Raw genomic sequence first — 16,563 nt, forward strand, 5'->3', positions numbered from 1 at the left:
TCCTGCCCGATGAGGTCGTGCAGCTCTAAAGTCACCCTCCTGGCAGGAGGGTCGAGCGCAGCGAGGGGAGGTCGAGCGGTGAATCGCGGTGTTCACTTCAAGATTGGTCGGCGCGGCCAAGCAGCAACCGAAACCCTCACTTCGCTGCGCTCGATTCTCCCAAAGGGGGCATGTATCGACACATCGTATGCACGTCAGATCTGTTCTGAGTGGATGGTTTCGGCCAACGGCCGTTTACATCCATCGCCTTGGGCATCGCCCAAGGTCCGCAAACGAGAAGCAGAGGGATTGGCCAACGGCCATCAACAAATGCCTCGTCCAACGCGAAGAGGCGCGGTTGTATTGATGATGCCCCGCGGGTGATGCCTCGGCTGGAGATGAAGGTAGGAAAATTTGGGGTAGGAAAAGAGAGCTCGGGGTTTGCCGGGTGTCTCGTTCTTCAGCCACCCATTTTCCTACCTGCAATTTTCCTACCTTCTTTCTGAGTCCCCGCGGTTCGAAAACGACTTGCCCCAGCGATCGCTCCCGATGGTTCGGACGGTCTTCGGGGTTTCCGTTTTGCAGCAGGCTGCGCTCGGCGGGGTGGTGGGATTTGCTGCGACCCCGTCCGGGGTCGAGGGGAGGATTGGGCGCGTGGCCCGGAGGTGGCGCTGCGCTGACCTCCGGCTACTCGCTGCAATCCCTACGGGATGCCGTGGACGCTGCGTTGGTGGCGTCGGTTTGGTCGTGCATGCCCGTTGGGCAAACGCGTCAGGTCGGACGGCGCTCCCGGCTTGGCCGAGGAAGACAAACCAACGCCTGACGGTCGAGTACGAGTACCGCAATGCTGAGCAGGAGTACGATTTAAGACAAATCGGCGACTGAAGGCCCGACCGTTGATTGGGACACAAAATTTTCCACGGCGTTTCCGATCGAGTACATTGGCCATCAGCGGCGATGGCACGGGCTGGCATCGAGGCCGAAAGCGCGAACCATCCGTTGCACACGCAAGCACGGTCGCGGCGTCAACTGAAAACACCATGTCGTCCGCCGTGCCGTGCCGCGGTGAACGGTCGACTTTACCCGACTGTAGCAAGATGACATCAATCTACCGCTACGAATTTCGCTACCGGTCGCTCTTTCAGATTTGGTCGGGCGTCGTGCTGATCGCTTTGGCGATAGCTTGCTTTCTTGCGATCCAGTTGCATCTGGTCTTTCTGGTGCTGTCGTTGCTTCTGTTTGCAGGGGCGATAGCGGTTTGGATTGGGATCGCGAGAAACGATGTCGCATGGTTGGAACTGAACCAAGACGCCATTGCTTGGTCGTCAACGGGCATAGGTGCGGGCGGAGACGCTATTCCGTATTCTCACATCGCATCCCTCAACCTGCGCAACCTGTCAGACAGTCAGTCTCTGCTGATAGAGAGACACGATGGGTCTGTCGTGGCATGTTCTGACTTGTATTTCGGCGACGGGATGGAGATACTTGCTGCACTCGCTTCCGCACGGCCCGAATTGCAGCTAATGCTGAACGACACGGCTTACGACAGCGAACCATCGGTCGCAACGGAGGCCGCGAGTTAACGTTTCTGAAGTGGTGAGTCGTTCGCGGCGACCACGTGATCCCTCTTGTTCGCACTGCTAACCAACGCCCCTCAACGGATCGCCCGTTCTCTTTTCGCGACTTCTCGTGTTTTTTGTGGCAATTGATCTGCGGCGGTCTGACTGGTGCGCCGGCGTACTTGCTGGAGGGTGCTCGCGCAAAGTCGCCAAGGCTCAGCGGGCCGACACAATTCGGGGCTCGTGAGATCAGGCACTGTGTCGGCCTTCCAGGCCTGCGCCGCGATCACCATCGAACACCGGGCCCTGACGGGTCCGGCAAACACTCTGTCAGCCCGCTGGGCTTCAATGACTCGCTTTTGGCCATCGCGGTTTGGGACGGAATGGCATTCGTCCTACTTGTTGCGCAAGATGCAAAGCGTGTCCGGACGGCTATCGCGAGTCGTTGGATCTTGACGGAGCGTCGCTTTTGGGACACCGCAATAAGTAGTGGTTTTTCGCACTTGGGTACGAATGGTACCTGAAAAATGAACAAATACGTGCAAAGGAGCCGGAACCCGAACTAGACCGTGTTCCCGCCATTCAGCTCGAGTTCGCCTGGGCCTGAAAAACTGGCACCCTCTGGCAGGATCCGCTCTAATCCAGACTTGTAACCGGCCCACCTGAGGTCGACCAGGTTTGGCGTCCGATGGATCCCCGTTCCTCCACATGCGCGGATCGATCGCACATCGTTCGCGTTGTCTGCTGTTTGAAACGGCATCAGAGATTCGCGTTCATCAGCGTCGATTAGCGGTTCGTGTTTCCGGAGTTGTGCACCGCCGTGCTACCAATTAGATCTGTTCAATGTGTCAATTGAAAGTCAGCGTCTACGTCTACGCATGCGTTGGATTCTTGGCTCTGGGATGTCAGAGAAATGTCACCATCGCAAACCCGGACGGAGAGTCAGCAAGCATCGGGACCCTTTGGATGGCACCGATGCAGATTACCCAATGGGCGCTTCCGTTGACGTATTTCACTTTTGCCGTCGCAGCATTGATCGCCCTGTGTCGCTACAAATCCATCACTTCGCTTCTCCTAAGTGTCGCCTTTGTGTTGATTCTTGCTGGTACACTTGGAAGCATTGCGGCAGAGTATCCGATGAGAGGTGCGACGATCGATGACTTTCGCTCTGGGGCAGCCCATCCAATTGTATGGCTGCTGAATCTTTCAAACTCATTGGTCGCGTCTGGCTACTCCATTGCAGTCTTGGGTGGACTTGCGGCTTTGCGCCAAGTCACACGTCACCGTGCAAATGAACGTGAGGCACAAGTATGACGCAACAGCGTGCGAGCCCATTGAATCCAAAGCGATGGACGGCTTTGACGTGGCTGGCAGTTCTGCTTTGGGGTTGGTCCGCATTTTCAGGAAACGACGCGCCCTCCGAGTCGTATTCCGTGGATCCTGTCACCGGCGCACTCTCAGAGTCGACGCGTTACCAGAGCCTTTCCGAGCTTCCGCTCCCCGTTGGCTGGCCACTGTACTACGTTAAGCCGAGCGACCTTACGGCGGCCGCAGTTCCGATGCCTGTTGGCGGGCCAATGCCCCCTCCGCCGCCCTCGACGGTTTATCCGTTGGCAATTGTAGCGAATGGATTGCTTGTTGCTGTAGCAATGGCATCACTGGTTTACTTCCTTCAGCAGACCATGTACCGCTTTTCGCTCTTGTCGCTTCTCGGCGTCACGGTAACCTTGCCATTGTACTTCGGGCTGGGCCGGTTCGTCGCAATCATCGCTGGGTACGACGCATGGCAATGGTATTCGATTGCGGTCTATTTCTCACCGGTGCCCGCCGCTCTCGCCGTAAGATTCTCGCTCGTTCCGCGCCTGGATGGAGGGCGTTTTCGGTCAATGTGGAAGCACGGCCAGCGTTCCTTCGAGGATTACGTCAATGCGGATGATGCAATCGCGGCAGCATCGAGCTTGGAAATGCGCGGCGATTGGAACGCTTCAATTGCCTTGTACCAGCACGCTGCCGAACGTTGGCCGGAGCACGGCAAATATGCCCAACGGTGTATTGACCACATTACGAACAAGCAATCAATGGCCCAATCGTAGATCACATTCGGCAGGACGATAAAATGCACCAAAGCACGACTTATGCGGTGTCTAAAATGGACCGCCCACTGCCTATCTTCGGGGATTGTCGCCTCTTCCCGAGAAAAACGATGCGTGTGCTTTTCGCGACGTCCTTGCTAGCGACTTGCATTGGGTGCTTCAGTTCCTCATCCGGTCCAATGACCGATGAACGAATTGCAATCGTCGCAAACACCCGAATACAGTCAGTGTCAGTAACGTTTCCGGACAATACCGAGATAATGATACCACCGGATGACTTCGAACGATTCAGGGCCCTTTTTCGCACCTTGGCTCCGATTAAGTCCACAGAGAATGGTGACAAGTTGGAAGCCTTCGGAACCTATCAACTCCAGCTGTTCGCGGCTGGGAATGTCGCAGATATCGATGTCTTGGTCGACGATACAGATGAGCTAGTCTTTGCCCTGGATGGTTACACGTACCATGGAGGTCAGCGAGATCGATTTGTTTCCGCCGCCGAGGCGATCCGTGAGCGACTCGGCACTGAATGACAATCGTAAGGAACCATCCCGTACACAAGATCCGGGCTTGCGAGCGGTTTGGCAATCGTTGACGCTACCTTCCCGGTCGCGTGACGGGCGAAGCTGAGCTTGATCGAATTGCTTTCCGCTGCGATGTCTGACGTGCGGTCGCGGTGGGCTGAGGTTCCGTCAGAGTTGCAACCCAATTGCGTTGGCATGCTTGCCAACTTCCTCAACGTGAAGAGGCGCGGTTGTATTGATGATGATCCGCGGGTGATGCCTCGGTTGGAGATGGAGGTAGGAAAATTTGGGGTAGGAAAAGAGTGCACGGTGTGTGCCGGGTGTCTCGCGCTTCATCCACCCTTTTCCTACCTTCTTTCTGAGTCCTCGCGGTGGGACAACGATTTGCCGCCAACGATCGCCCCCGGTTTCTCGGACAGTCTCTGAGGTTTCGATTGAGCCGAAGGCTTCGCTCGGCGGGGTGCCGGGATTTGCTGCGACCCCGTCCGGGGTCGTGGGGAGGATTGGGGTGCGTGGTCCGGTGGTGCCGCGGCGCTGACCTCCGGCGAATCGGTTTCACCCGGTCGGTGTAGACGGGCGGAGCTTTCGGTGATGGACGACCGGCGTGGAGGGAAGGGAGGGCATCACTCGCCGCTCGCTGACTCGTCCCGCTGGGGTGTGTGTTTCGGCGCGTCATCTGGCCTCGATCATTTTGCTCACGTCGCTACAATTGGCACCACGATCGGCGATTCCACGATAATTGAACCTGCCCCCGAATGGACTGGGTAACAACATGAAGTTAACAGCGGCCGCGACGGACGAATTTGAATCCGGAGATCGCCGTCGCGGTGACACGGTGGAGATGATCGAAAAGGTCCAATTGGTCGATGTCGGAAAACTGGGCGTGCGTGCCGCAGTCGAGGGATCGATGGGCGAAACGTACGAGGTCCTGCTCGATTTCAGTGAACTCGTCGATTCCTCACTGGGCGTCTCGTGTGACTGCCCCAGGTTCTGCGACGGGTACAATTGCAAACACCTTTGGGCGACGATCACAAAGTTCGATCTGCTCTACGCCAGCCCCTTCGTCGACATCGACACGCTGGATTTATTCGAGGTCGACGACGTATTGATCGGAGACTCGTTGACGTCGAGGATCGCGAACCGCGTGTCTGGCCCTGCGAGGGGTGCGAAAAAAGCGGCGTCCGGCTCGAAACCCCAGGCACCGCGCAAGCCCCAGCCACCGGCTTGGAAGTCGCAACTAAGCGGCATCGCCAGTTCGCTGGCCGCTTCGCCCCGTCCCTCCCCGTTGGGCTTGCCCACCGGACATCAGCCCGATTCGATTCAACAAGCTCAACACTGGTTTGTTTTTTCAATCTCCGACCCCGCCAATTCCGGCGCGCTGCGTGTCGCCTCGATGCAGAGTTACCGCAAGGCAGACGGTGATTGGAGCCGGCCGACCTCCGTCGAACTGCTGGATTCGGACATCGCCGATCTAAGCGATCCCCAAGAACGGCACGCGTTGGCCATGCTGGAGCCTGTCAGGGAAACCAACGGCTATCGCTTCTACGGGAATTATCGCCAAGGCCATCGGCTGTTCTCCGTCGAGCCGCTGTTGGTTCGGGAATCGCTCGAAGCCTTGCATGCCACCGGACGGCTGGCCTGGAAACTCGGCGATTCCAAACAACACTTTGAAGACGCCCGCCGGGTTGACGACGTTTCGGTCGCGGCGTTGACGACGATGCAGTTGCGAGTCGCGCCCGATCCCGATCAACGGACCAAGTTGATCGTCACACCCGAATTGGTCGTTCCCGACATCGGGGTCTGTTCGATCGAGCAACTGATGTGGTCGTCGACGATCGGTTGCGCGCTACTGCAATTCGACTCGGAACCGACGGACTTGCCAGACAACGAGGAGTCGCCCGAGACGCTCCGCACCCGTCTGGTCACGATCGCACCGAACGATTGCCGTCGGATGCGGGCGTGGCAAAAAACGCCGTCGATCCAGGTACCGCGCACCAGTTTGAAGTCTCTGTTGGTCGAACTGTCCACACACCACGGCGACGTCGATCTGGAACTGCATGAATCCCTAAAGATTCCTAAACGCGTCGACGAACCGGTGGCGCACTGCTTGTTGGAACAGCGCGAACCCAAGGCGACCGACTTCACCGTTTCGATGTCGATCCAGTATCCGAATCGAGACTTGACGTTCGACTCCACGGCACGGTGGTGGTTCGACGATGATGCCGGCGCCGTGCAGCTTCGCAACTGGGACGCCGAACGGAATTGGTTGTCGAAGCTGGACCACGACGTGCTGGATTTTTCAATCGATCGCCATTCGTCCAATGTAAGTCTGGCTCCCGATCGGTTCCTGACGGTCGTCGAATCGTTGCGTGAATCGGGATGGAGCGTGACGGCCAACGGCGCGCCGCTGCGGATCGCATCCGACATCGACATTCAAGTCACCAGCGGTGTCGATTGGTTTGACCTGGACGCCGAAGTGGCCTTCGACGACGTCAACGCTTCCCTGCCCAAGTTGCTCGAAGCGCTTCAATCGGGTGCATCCACCATCCAACTGGACGACGGCACGGTCGGCATGTTGCCCCAAGACTGGTTGTCCAAGTTTGTCGGGATTCGCGAATCGGGACAAGAACACGACGGTTCGATTCGCTTTCACCGATCCCAAGGCCTGTTGTTGGACCTGTTGTTGGAGGAACAAGGCGGCGTTAAACGCGACCACGATTTTTCAAAGTTCCTGCGTCAGGTGAAATCGTTCGACGGCATCAAGCCGGCCGCCCCACCGAAGACCTTTGCGGGTGAGTTGCGTGATTATCAACGGACCGGACTGGGATGGTTGCGGTTTCTGCAAAAATTCGGCTTCGGCGGTTGCCTGGCCGACGACATGGGGCTGGGGAAAACAATTCAAGTGCTGGCGCTGCTCGAGGCGCGTCGCAAACGACGTGTGCCCAAGGGGCAAACGCGCAACCCGTCGATCGTCGTGGTCCCCAAAAGTCTGGTGTTCAATTGGCTGGACGAAGCATCAAGATTCACGCCCAAATTGCGTGTCCGCAACCATACCGGCACCGAACGCAAATCCGACTGGGACGCCTTTACCGAGGCGCCCGATTCGATCGATGTCCTGTTGACCACGTACGGCACAATGCGTATCGACGCGCCGCTGTTGGCGCAGATGCAATTCGACTACGCCATCCTGGACGAGGCCCAAGCGATCAAGAACCCGAAAAGCTTGGTCGCCCGGGCGTCGCGTTTGCTGCCCGCCGAACACCGCTTGGCGATGACGGGGACGCCGATCGAAAACCACTTGGGCGACCTGTGGTCCCTGTTCGATTTTCTGAATCCGGGAATGCTCGCCAACGCCAAACCCTCGTCGGGCCAGTTGCCCGATTTAGAAGACGAGGCGCAACGCCGGCACGTGGAACGCTTGGGTAAATCACTGCAACCGTTCATCCTGCGACGCACCAAATCGGAAGTCCTGACGGAGTTGCCGGAAAAGGTCGAACAGACGTTGTCCTGCTCGATCGACAAGAAACAACGCAAACTGTACGACGAACTGCGGGAGCATTATCGCGTCCACTTGAGCAACAAGGTGAAGGAACTCGGTTTGAAGAAGGCCAAGATCCATGTGCTCGAAGCGTTGTTGCGATTACGCCAAGCCGCGTGCGATCCGCGGTTGATCCATCCCGATTGCGGCGTGCGGGGGGCTAAAATCGAGGAACTACTCGAACGACTGGACGAACTGCATCGCGAAGGCCGCAAGGCACTCGTGTTTTCGCAATTCACTTCGCTCCTGGGGCTGCTGAAACAAGATCTGGATCAACGGGGTTGGAACTACGAATACCTGGACGGCAAAACGCGAAAACGTGCCGAGAAGGTGCGGCGTTTCCAAAACGATCCCGAATGCCAACTGTTTTTGATCAGCTTGAAGGCCGGCGGCAACGGTTTGAATCTGACGGCGGCCGAGTACGTGTTCATCTTGGATCCCTGGTGGAACCCGGCGGTGGAGGCCCAGGCGATCGATCGGGCCCATCGAATGGGGCAGACCCAGAGTGTGAACGCCTACCGAATGATTTGCAGCGGGACCGTGGAAGAGAAGATCGTCGAGTTGCAGAAGTCCAAACGCAATCTGGCCGATGCCATCGTCAGCCAAAACAAATCGCTGATCGGACAGCTGACGGCCCAGGATTTGCAAGACCTGCTGGGATGACCACCGTGCACTTGGCGGTCTGCGGAGGAATCGGTTCGGCAACCGTTGGTGTTCAGCCTTGGGGTGCTCGGCGGGGCCGTTTGGCAGCGGTGGGGAAATGACAGGAAAATGGGGGGCAGAAAAATGGGGCGGGACCGTTGGGAGACGGGCGACAAGAAAAGAGGGTGCAGCGGTGATCCACGCATCCGCGATAAATCACTGTGCCTACTGCCTACTGCCTACTCATTTACGGCATCGATCCTTAAATCGTCGATGCCCTCGTCCAAAACGATGACCTTCTCGTCGCCTTCAACCAAATGGGCGGCAATGGTGTCCATCACGCGACGAGCGAATTCCGGGCTGTCGTTGGGGCCTGGAACGAAACAGGGCCTGCCATCGCGACCGAATTGAAACGTGCGGGTGCATTGCGATTCGTCGACGTCGTGCCAGATGCCACTGATTCGCTGGTAGTCGCGGTGGGGGGCGAGTCCGAACTGTTTCGCCCATTCGACCGAGTCGGTCACCAATTTCTTGCCCACCACGGGATCGCACTTGGCGACGTCCCCCGACGACCGCAACCCGCGAAGATGATCTGAAAATTGGCTTGGCGTGACCAAATTTGCAAACGAGTCTTTGACGCCCAAGCAATACTTGTCGACCAAGAAACAGGCGAACACCAGTCTTCCATCGGGGATCGGGCGGGTGACCAAGACACCGCCGAGGCCGGCATCCAGGCCCTGTTCTGATTCGTCGTCAAGAATCGAGCCGGAAACATAGCATTGGCTGATCTTGGATCGTGCTGCGATCGCAATCTGCCCCGCCACGGAACTCAACGCATTTTTCTCGGCCGCCAATCGCTTCCGTTTCGCGATTTCTTTGCTGCGTTTTTTCGCCAGCTTCTTTTGACGACTCTGTTCCGTTTTCGCCATCGTGGTTTCTCCATAGCAGCGGAGGGAAATATTTTGCGGCCGAAAGCTCGCCGATCGATTTCGAATTTGACCGTTGCGGTTGCCAGATTGTCCAGCCCCGTGTCCAGGCCGGTATTCAGCCCAGAACGAACGCATCGCGGCGACCGAAAGTCCACGCTCCGGAAGGGATTCCGGCGACCCAATGGAACTGTCTAGCTGCCACCGTCGTCAAATTGCGCCCTATCTTGTGCATAGAGTGGGTTTCTGTGCGGCGATCGTTAGAGTAGCAGAGTTTTCCAGGCGTTCGTACCGATCCAAGATCCAGCGGTGGTCGCGAGAGGGCGACGAAGCAACGTTGCGGTTAAGATGAGACGGAGATCTCGCGTGAACGGACATTGAGAGACAAAGCATGACCAGTATTTCCATTGACCGAACCGACACGAGCGAAATCGACGTCCCGCAATTGCTGTCCGCGGCTCGCCAGGATGCGGCGTGTCCGGATGCGGCGTGTCAGGATGCCAGCGGCAGCGGCGACGCGGAGGCACTCGGGCAGCTATTGCAGCTGTACCGCAATTATCTGACGATTCTGGCGACCACACAACTCGATCGCCGGCTGCGGCGGCGGATGAGTCCGTCCGACTTGGTCCAGGACACGATGCTGGCGGCCCATCGCGATTTCCGGGCCTTTCGAGGGGTCAGCGAGCCGGAGTTTTTATGTTGGCTGAGACAAATCTTGGTGAACTGTCTGCGTGATGCCGTCGACATGCATTTGAACGCCCAGAAACGCGACATGCGACGTGAAGTGTCGATCGAACAGGTCGGCGCATCACTGAACAAAAGTGCCTGTCATCTGGCCAATGTGTTGGCCGATCGCGGACCGTCGCCCAGCGAGCCGGCCAGACGGCGTGAGCGTGCGGTCGAACTGGCCGATCAATTGGCAAAGCTTCGTCCGGAGTACCGCGACGTGATCGTGTTGCGCAATTTGCAGGGACTCTCGTTCAACGAAATCGCCGACCGACTCGATCGTCGTCCCGGCACCGTGCGGATGCTGTGGTTGCGGGCGATGGACAAGTTCAAACAGACCTACGAGCATCCCCGAGCGTAACGACCGAGCGACGTGTTGGACTATTCTTCGATCTCCGATTTAAGCGTCGAACCCTCGGCGACGCGACATCTGTCCGATTCTCAAAAGGATCGGATGACGTTGTTGCTCGATCGCTACCTGTCGGCATTGGAACAGGGCGCACCGCCGGCACTGGAGGATCTGGCGGTCGACGATCCGGAACTGATTGATCCGCTGCGTTGTTACATCAACGGGCTGGACGATCTGCACCAGGTCGCGGCCGGATTCGCTCCGCAATCCGATGCCGATCGCCACGACGGTTTCGAAGACCAGCGTCTGCTGGGCGACTTTCGTTTACTGGACGAAGTCGGCCGCGGCGGCATGGGAGTGGTCTATCGCGCACGGCAGTTGTCGTTGGAGCGGATTGTCGCGATCAAGTTATTGCCGTTTGCCGCCGTCTTGGACGCTCGTCAAATCGCCCGATTCAAGAACGAAGCCCACGCGGCGGCGCAACTGAATCACCCCCACATCGTGCCGGTGCACACCGTCGGCGTCCAGCGTGGCGTCCACTACTATGCGATGCAGTTCATCGAGGGACGATCGCTGGATGCGGTGATCGCCGATCAGTCCGACCGCGGGGCGATGCCCGACATCGACGTCACGTTGCGGCGGGCGATCGACGTCGCCCATGCGCTGCACGCCGCCCACGAGTTTGGTGTCGTGCACCGGGATGTCAAACCGTCGAACTTAATCTTGGACAACGACGACAAAATCTGGGTGACCGATTTCGGATTGGCTCGCTGCCAGACCGACGCCAGCATGACGAAGACGGGTGACATTGTCGGGACGGTGAAGTACATGAGTCCCGAACAGGCCCGTGGCGAATCGGCGATCGTCGACGGGCGGACCGACGTCTATTCGTTGGGTGCGACGTTGTATGAAATGCTGTGCTTGCGCCCGGCGCATGACGGCAACGACACGCCGGCAGTGCTGCGTCAAATCGGCGAGCGCTCTCCGGCCCCGCTGCGGACGATGCGTGACGACATCCCCAGGGACTTGGAAACCGTGGTGGCCAAAGCCATGTCCAAATCGCGCGACAACCGTTACGAAACCGCGTTGCAATTCGCCGAAGACATGCAGCGTGTGTTGCGGGGCCAGCCCACCGTCGCCCGACCGCCGACGATGATCGACCGGTTGTCCCATTGGGCACACGCCCATCGCAACATGGTGGCGATGACGTTTGTGTTCGGATGGTTCGCCGTGCTGGGGCTGTCGGCCAGCATCGCGATGGTCGCCGCGGCGAAACAGGAATCCGACGCCAACGCGGTGCTGGCCCAACGCAGCGACGCCCTGGCCCGCGCGACGGTCGATCGCTTGGGCGCCCAAATGGCAGAACTGTTGTCCGAGATCCCGGCGGCCAGTTCCGTGCGACAACAACTGCTCCGCGAAACGTTGGCCTACTACCAAGCGTTTGCCGATCAGGCCGACGACGACGTCAGTTTGACCGAAGATCTGGCGATCACCTACGGCAAGATCGGCTCGTTGCAAAACGAAATCGGCTCGCCCGGCGAAGCCATCGAGTCGCTTCAAGAGTCGATGCGATTGTTTCAACAGTTGTCCAATAGCGACCAGGCCAGCCGGTCGATCAATCACCAATTGGCAACCAGCGAAAATAATCTGGCGCTGGCGTTAGAACGCGGCGGCCAATACCAAGCCGCCCAACGGCACTACGAATCCGCGATCGGGCGCTGGCAAGCCTTGCTCGATGCCGCCCCCGATGACGTGGCGACGCGTGCGGGGTTGGCGATGGCGGTCGGCAATTTTGCGTTGTTGTTGAGCAAGACCGATCGCCCGGATCAAGCCGAAGTGATGTTTCAACGCAGCTTGGCGATCGCCCAGAACGAACCGCACAACGAAGTCTTGGCCAAACAGCTGGCATCGACCTACCAGAATCTCAGCGGATTGTTGGCCGAACGCGATCCGCAGCGGTCGGTCGGCTACGCCCGCGCCGCCCTTGAGCTACAGCTGCAGGAGCTTTCCGACGACCACGCCAGCCCCGCCTCGGCCGGCCGTGTCGCGCTCACGATGAACAGCCTGGGTGCGGCCCAATCGGCGAGCGGAGATTTGGACGCCGCGATCGAATCCTATCGTCAAGCCGCCCAGATCCAACAACAATTGATCGATCGCTGGCCGGACGAATTGACCTACCAACGCGACTTGGCCGTGACACAAAACAACCTCGGCATGGCGCTGGCATCGCAAGATCAATTCGACGCGGCAAGGCGGGCGTTTGACCAAGCGCTCGTGTACCAAGTCGGCTTGACCGAAGCGTTCGACGATGACGCGGAGCTGCAAAGTACCCTGGGCGGGATCTACAACAACCACGCCTTTGTGTTGGAACAATTGGGCCAACCGCATCAAGCACTCGACTCCTATCGACTGGCGGTCGAGCATCAACACCTGGCCCATTTGGCTGCCCCCGAAGTCCCGCGCTATCGCGACTACCTGAGCAAACATTTTTACAATTGCGGCAGGCTGTTGCGGGACCACCAAAACTTCGACGAAGCACTCGCGTTTGCACTCCGTCGCCGCCAATTGTGGCTCGATGATGGAGAACGTCTGGCCGGTGTCGCCGAAGAATTGTTGACGACCGCGCTGCAGATCGTTCGCTCGGGTGTCACGGCAGAGGGACGGGTGACGAAGTCCGATTGTATCGAGTATGCCAACGAGACGCTGCAGATGGCGATCCAGACGGGCTATGCCAACGACGCCGACTTGCTCGATCGTCCAGAGTTCGCGGAATTGCTGCAAAAGCAACCACTCGACGAAACATGACAAACTAATCTTCAACGCGGTTTCTCGTTCAACCGATCCAGACGCCTCCCATGAAACACGACTCCGTCAACCGTTCATCACGCCCCCGTCGCAGCGCCGCAGCTGGAAGAATGCCCTTGAAAGTCGAACGACTTGAGAGCCGGACGATGCTGGCTGGTGATGTCGATTTGGGGCTTGCGATGGACGCCGAAGCGGAGGCGACAGGTCAGATGACGGCATCGCAGGTCGCCGCAGTCTCGCAGGTCTCCGCAGTGCGGCCGGGGACGACAGCCGCGGAAACCGCGCCGGCGATTCGCCTTGAGTCGATCCGACCGACATCGCCGGATGCCCTGGATCGGACGTCGGACCATCCAGCGATCGACGTTCTGGCCGACGATCTGCCGCAAGAGCCGTCGGACAAAAAACGCAAAACCGGTCCGATGGCTCCTTCGACCGACGATGCGTCATCGTCGAACAAGCCGCCATCGGATAACGAAGGCGGAATGATCGCCGTCCGCACTCCGGAGTTGCCCTCCGATCACGCGGACGAACTGGCGAGCATGGATTTCACCACGGACTTGGAGATTCATTTTCTGACCGTGGATTACGCCGGCAGTGATGCTCAGCGGACACCTGCTCAATCGCCGGCAACGCTTCGAACCTCGGGCCTGTCGCAATCAGCCGTGACGGCATCGACGCCGCTGACGCAAACCGCGTCCACGCAGGTTGAACACCCCGTCCAGCCGCTGGCGGAAAACCCAGTCCAGCCGCTGGTGCAAAACCCGGTACGGCCACTCGCTGAAACCCCCGCGGCCTCCGTCAGTGACGGCGGTGGCATGATTCGCGTCTACAGCACCGCCCTGCCGACCTTGGGCCCCACGGCATTGTCATCCCAGATTCGAATTCAACTTGATCCCAGCATGGGACACTACCGAAACTTTCGAATCGCCGAGACGCCGGGGCTGGATTCCGAACACGATTCCAAACGCTCCGGCACCCTGGTCAGCCGATGGACGCAGGGCGACCCCGTCGAAAGAAATCGATTCAAACGGAAGTCGGCGGGGGTCCGAGGACTGTCCCGCCCCGTCGCAACCACCCCCTCGGTGGTCTCCGGAAGCGCCTTGTTGAGTGGCGAAATCGCCGGCCGCGGCGAAGCGGTAAACGCGGCGCGTTCCCAGTAGCCTTCAAATGAGACAGGCTTTCGAACCTGTCGATGCTGAATTGACAGGCTGGAAGCCGATCCCACTCCAATCGATCCGACGGTTGATTTCCGTTCGATGCGGATCGGTTCGTGATCTTTTCTCACAAAAACATCCTCCATGCCGTGACACTCGCGGCGGGGATTCCGCCTGGAACCAGATCGGCCGCGTCTGGTTCGGCGTTGCCGCCGCAGGTCCCACCGGTATTTGATTGGCAATCCGCCAGCGCCCATCGGTACCGCAGCTGCGGACCCTACGCCAATGAATGCTTGTCTGATGAATCCCCTGGAATCCGATCCGGTCACAGAACTATTGTCCAAGCTGTACCTGCCCAGGTGGCAGGCCGCGTATTGGCATCTGCCGACCCGATGGGGGCTGGACGTCCCCGCCGGCATCGTCAGCATGTACGTCATCACGCGGGGCGGGGGCTGGTTCGTTCCGGGCGGCAATGATCGGGGCGGCAATGAATGGGATGACAACACGCAGGGCAAAACGACCGCCGAACCGATCCGTGTCATCGCCGGCGACCACCTGATCACCACCGATGGCGGTCGACACCAACTGTTGCGGGAACTTGGCAGCGACACCGAACCGGTCGCCGAACGCCTCTCCGATGGCATCTGGCCGATTTTGCCGGACCCGCACGTTTCGACCACCGTCCTGTATGGACAATTTGAATTGACAGGGTTGTCGATCAATCCCTTGGCAATCGGGTTGCCTGCCCTGATCCACCTCAATCACCGCCGCGACGGGGATCTCAAAACGTGCCTGCCGCTATTGGATCTGGCACACCAGGTGATCCATGATGCGGCACCGGGTTGGCAACTGACGGTACGCAAGTTGGCCGAGCTGGTCTTGATTCAAACCCTGGCCACCGAGCTGCATCGCAACAGCCAGTCGGTCGACGAGGTAGATCAATCGGGGTTGCTGCGGGCGATGACCGACACCGTGATCGGTCCGGTGTTGAAGACGATGATCGAAACCCCCGAGTCTGCCTGGAACGTCCCCACGATGGCTCAGCGAGCCAGAGTTTCCAAGTCCGCGTTTTCCGACCGCTTTCGCAATCTTCTCGGTCGCGCCCCGCTGCAATACTTGACGGAATTGCGGATGCAAAAAGCGCGACGGTTGTTGCGTGAAACCGACGTCGAAATCGCCAGCATCGCGACTCAAGTCGGCTACGAGTCACCCTCGTCGTTCAGCAGCGTGTTCAAACGATGGAACGATTGCTCTCCGGCCGAATTTCGACGCTCGCGGTCGCTGGTCAAAACCGTATAAGGACCGTCGGAACAATATGTGGGATAGGCTTCCAGCCTGTCATGGTGAAAACGACAGGCTGGAAGCCTCTCCCACACTCAATTCCCGTCACTTATTGTTCCGAAGTTCCTAACCGTTTCATCCGGGTCACGTTCGCTCGGCAACCAACTGGCCATCAACGCGTCGACACGATCGGGGCGCAACGGCCCCATCGGTAGATCGCCAGAGTGATCGATCCGACGCGAGGACGAATCGGCGAGCTGCGAGAACGGTTGCAGGACCGGCTGCCGATCCATCGGTGCGGTGACCGACAACGCGGCGGCACGTTCATCGAAATGCACATGGCTGACGGTGATCGGTGCGGCACCGGGTTGGCTCACACAAGCTTCCTCTTGGAAATCGATGCGGATCAAATCGCCCGCGGTCGCAGCCACCGGCTCCGCGGTAAACAAGAACGCCGTGATCGTACCGGCATCCTGGTCGATGTTGACGGACAGGGAGACCCTGCCATTCCAAAACTCCCCCGGTTCGACTTTCCATTCTTCCGCGCGAACCACGTTGGGGTCGTATTCGATTCGAATTTCCGCGGCGCGGACGTCCTGCGCGTTTTCAACACGCAGCGGCAAACGCAGCTCGCGCGCGGATTCGTCGAAGGATTGCTCCACCGAAACGGTTGCTAACAATCGCCTGGATTCCAACCGCTCGGCGGCAAGCCTGCGTGTCTGAACTGCCATCCTGGTCCCACGGATCGAGAAGATCGAGAAGCGTGGCATCCCGCCACGGTGCATCACCCCGTGTCCTTTACCTGCTCGCCGATCCGCAGAACAAGGCCAACCGACGATCGTTGGCGAACTGGGCGGTCGATTTGGACGATCGAGAAAGTCGCCACGCCGGCGATTCCGTCGCGCAGTGCCATCTACGTTAAAAGACCGGAGGGCTTGCGGGCTGTCGATTGAGTCGGGATCTGCTGAGTCAATGGTGAGCCGCTGGCCG

General features: G+C 58.9%; 12 protein-coding genes. 10 read left to right on the forward strand and 2 right to left on the reverse strand.

From position 1 onward, the window contains the following. Window positions 1-1,076: 1,076 nt before the first annotated feature. The 5 genes from Enr13x_RS22710 (at window position 1,077) to Enr13x_RS22730 (ending at window position 8,353) form a co-directional block, all read left to right on the forward strand. Window positions 1,077-1,562, forward strand: coding sequence for a hypothetical protein (locus Enr13x_RS22710; protein WP_145389158.1), 486 nt, complete (start codon window positions 1,077-1,079; stop codon window positions 1,560-1,562). Between the two features lie 951 nt (window positions 1,563-2,513). Further along, entirely contained in the window at window positions 2,514-2,852 is a 339-nt protein-coding gene (locus tag Enr13x_RS22715; protein WP_145389159.1) for a hypothetical protein, read from the forward strand. Window positions 2,853-2,971: 119 nt separating this feature from the next. Further along, window positions 2,972-3,631 (forward strand): hypothetical protein, encoded by a 660-nt coding sequence (locus Enr13x_RS22720; RefSeq protein ID WP_145389160.1) that lies wholly within the window; start codon window positions 2,972-2,974, stop codon window positions 3,629-3,631. Window positions 3,632-3,810: 179 nt separating this feature from the next. Then, the gene (locus Enr13x_RS22725; RefSeq protein WP_145389161.1) at window positions 3,811-4,161 is read left to right on the forward strand and encodes a hypothetical protein; all 351 of its coding nucleotides are present in this window, start codon (window positions 3,811-3,813) and stop codon (window positions 4,159-4,161) included. Window positions 4,162-4,924: 763 nt separating this feature from the next. Then, window positions 4,925-8,353, forward strand: a complete 3,429-nt coding sequence (locus Enr13x_RS22730) for a DEAD/DEAH box helicase (protein ID WP_145389162.1) — start codon at window positions 4,925-4,927, stop codon at window positions 8,351-8,353. Window positions 8,354-8,571: 218 nt separating this feature from the next. On the opposite strand, the gene Enr13x_RS22735 is transcribed toward Enr13x_RS22730, so the two are convergent. Next, the gene (locus Enr13x_RS22735) at window positions 8,572-9,261 is read right to left on the reverse strand and encodes a hypothetical protein (protein WP_145389163.1); all 690 of its coding nucleotides are present in this window, start codon (window positions 9,259-9,261) and stop codon (window positions 8,572-8,574) included. 388 nt (window positions 9,262-9,649) lie between these two features. Between Enr13x_RS22735 and Enr13x_RS22740 the strand changes: the two genes are divergently transcribed. From Enr13x_RS22740 to Enr13x_RS22755, 4 genes are all read left to right on the forward strand, one after another. Further along, complete coding sequence (locus Enr13x_RS22740; RefSeq protein ID WP_145389164.1) at window positions 9,650-10,345, forward strand: sigma-70 family RNA polymerase sigma factor; 696 nt, start codon at window positions 9,650-9,652, stop codon at window positions 10,343-10,345. Between the two features lie 12 nt (window positions 10,346-10,357). Next, window positions 10,358-13,138 carry a serine/threonine-protein kinase gene (locus tag Enr13x_RS22745; RefSeq protein WP_197455285.1) on the forward strand — a complete coding sequence of 927 codons (2,781 nt, stop codon included), beginning with the start codon at window positions 10,358-10,360 and terminating at the stop codon, window positions 13,136-13,138. Between the two features lie 50 nt (window positions 13,139-13,188). Then, window positions 13,189-14,298, forward strand: coding sequence for a hypothetical protein (locus Enr13x_RS22750; protein WP_145389166.1), 1,110 nt, complete (start codon window positions 13,189-13,191; stop codon window positions 14,296-14,298). A gap of 294 nt (window positions 14,299-14,592) precedes the next feature. After that, a complete protein-coding gene (locus tag Enr13x_RS22755; RefSeq protein ID WP_197455286.1) occupies window positions 14,593-15,591 on the forward strand; it encodes a helix-turn-helix transcriptional regulator in 999 nt (332 codons plus the stop codon). A 77-nt stretch (window positions 15,592-15,668) separates the two neighbouring features. Here Enr13x_RS22755 and Enr13x_RS38180 read toward each other — a convergent pair whose 3' ends face one another. Continuing rightward, complete coding sequence (locus Enr13x_RS38180) at window positions 15,669-16,304, reverse strand: cohesin domain-containing protein (protein ID WP_197455287.1); 636 nt, start codon at window positions 16,302-16,304, stop codon at window positions 15,669-15,671. A gap of 32 nt (window positions 16,305-16,336) precedes the next feature. Between Enr13x_RS38180 and Enr13x_RS38185 the strand changes: the two genes are divergently transcribed. Further along, the gene (locus Enr13x_RS38185; protein WP_197455288.1) at window positions 16,337-16,495 is read left to right on the forward strand and encodes a hypothetical protein; all 159 of its coding nucleotides are present in this window, start codon (window positions 16,337-16,339) and stop codon (window positions 16,493-16,495) included. Window positions 16,496-16,563 lie beyond the last annotated feature (68 nt).

The sequence above is a fragment of the Stieleria neptunia genome (assembly GCF_007754155.1).
Lineage (GTDB): Bacteria > Planctomycetota > Planctomycetia > Pirellulales > Pirellulaceae > Stieleria > Stieleria neptunia.

Coding starts and splice junctions, on each gene's coding strand:
- Enr13x_RS22710 (WP_145389158.1), top strand. CDS start 1,077: ATGACATCAATCTACCGCTACGAATTTCGCTACCGGTCGCTCTTTCAG.
- Enr13x_RS22715 (WP_145389159.1), top strand. CDS start 2,514: ATGCAGATTACCCAATGGGCGCTTCCGTTGACGTATTTCACTTTTGCC.
- Enr13x_RS22725 (WP_145389161.1), top strand. CDS start 3,811: ATGACCGATGAACGAATTGCAATCGTCGCAAACACCCGAATACAGTCA.
- Enr13x_RS22730 (WP_145389162.1), top strand. CDS start 4,925: ATGAAGTTAACAGCGGCCGCGACGGACGAATTTGAATCCGGAGATCGC.
- Enr13x_RS22735 (WP_145389163.1), bottom strand. CDS start 9,261: ATGGCGAAAACGGAACAGAGTCGTCAAAAGAAGCTGGCGAAAAAACGC.
- Enr13x_RS22740 (WP_145389164.1), top strand. CDS start 9,650: ATGACCAGTATTTCCATTGACCGAACCGACACGAGCGAAATCGACGTC.
- Enr13x_RS22750 (WP_145389166.1), top strand. CDS start 13,189: ATGAAACACGACTCCGTCAACCGTTCATCACGCCCCCGTCGCAGCGCC.
- Enr13x_RS22755 (WP_197455286.1), top strand. CDS start 14,593: ATGAATCCCCTGGAATCCGATCCGGTCACAGAACTATTGTCCAAGCTG.
- Enr13x_RS38180 (WP_197455287.1), bottom strand. CDS start 16,304: ATGGCAGTTCAGACACGCAGGCTTGCCGCCGAGCGGTTGGAATCCAGG.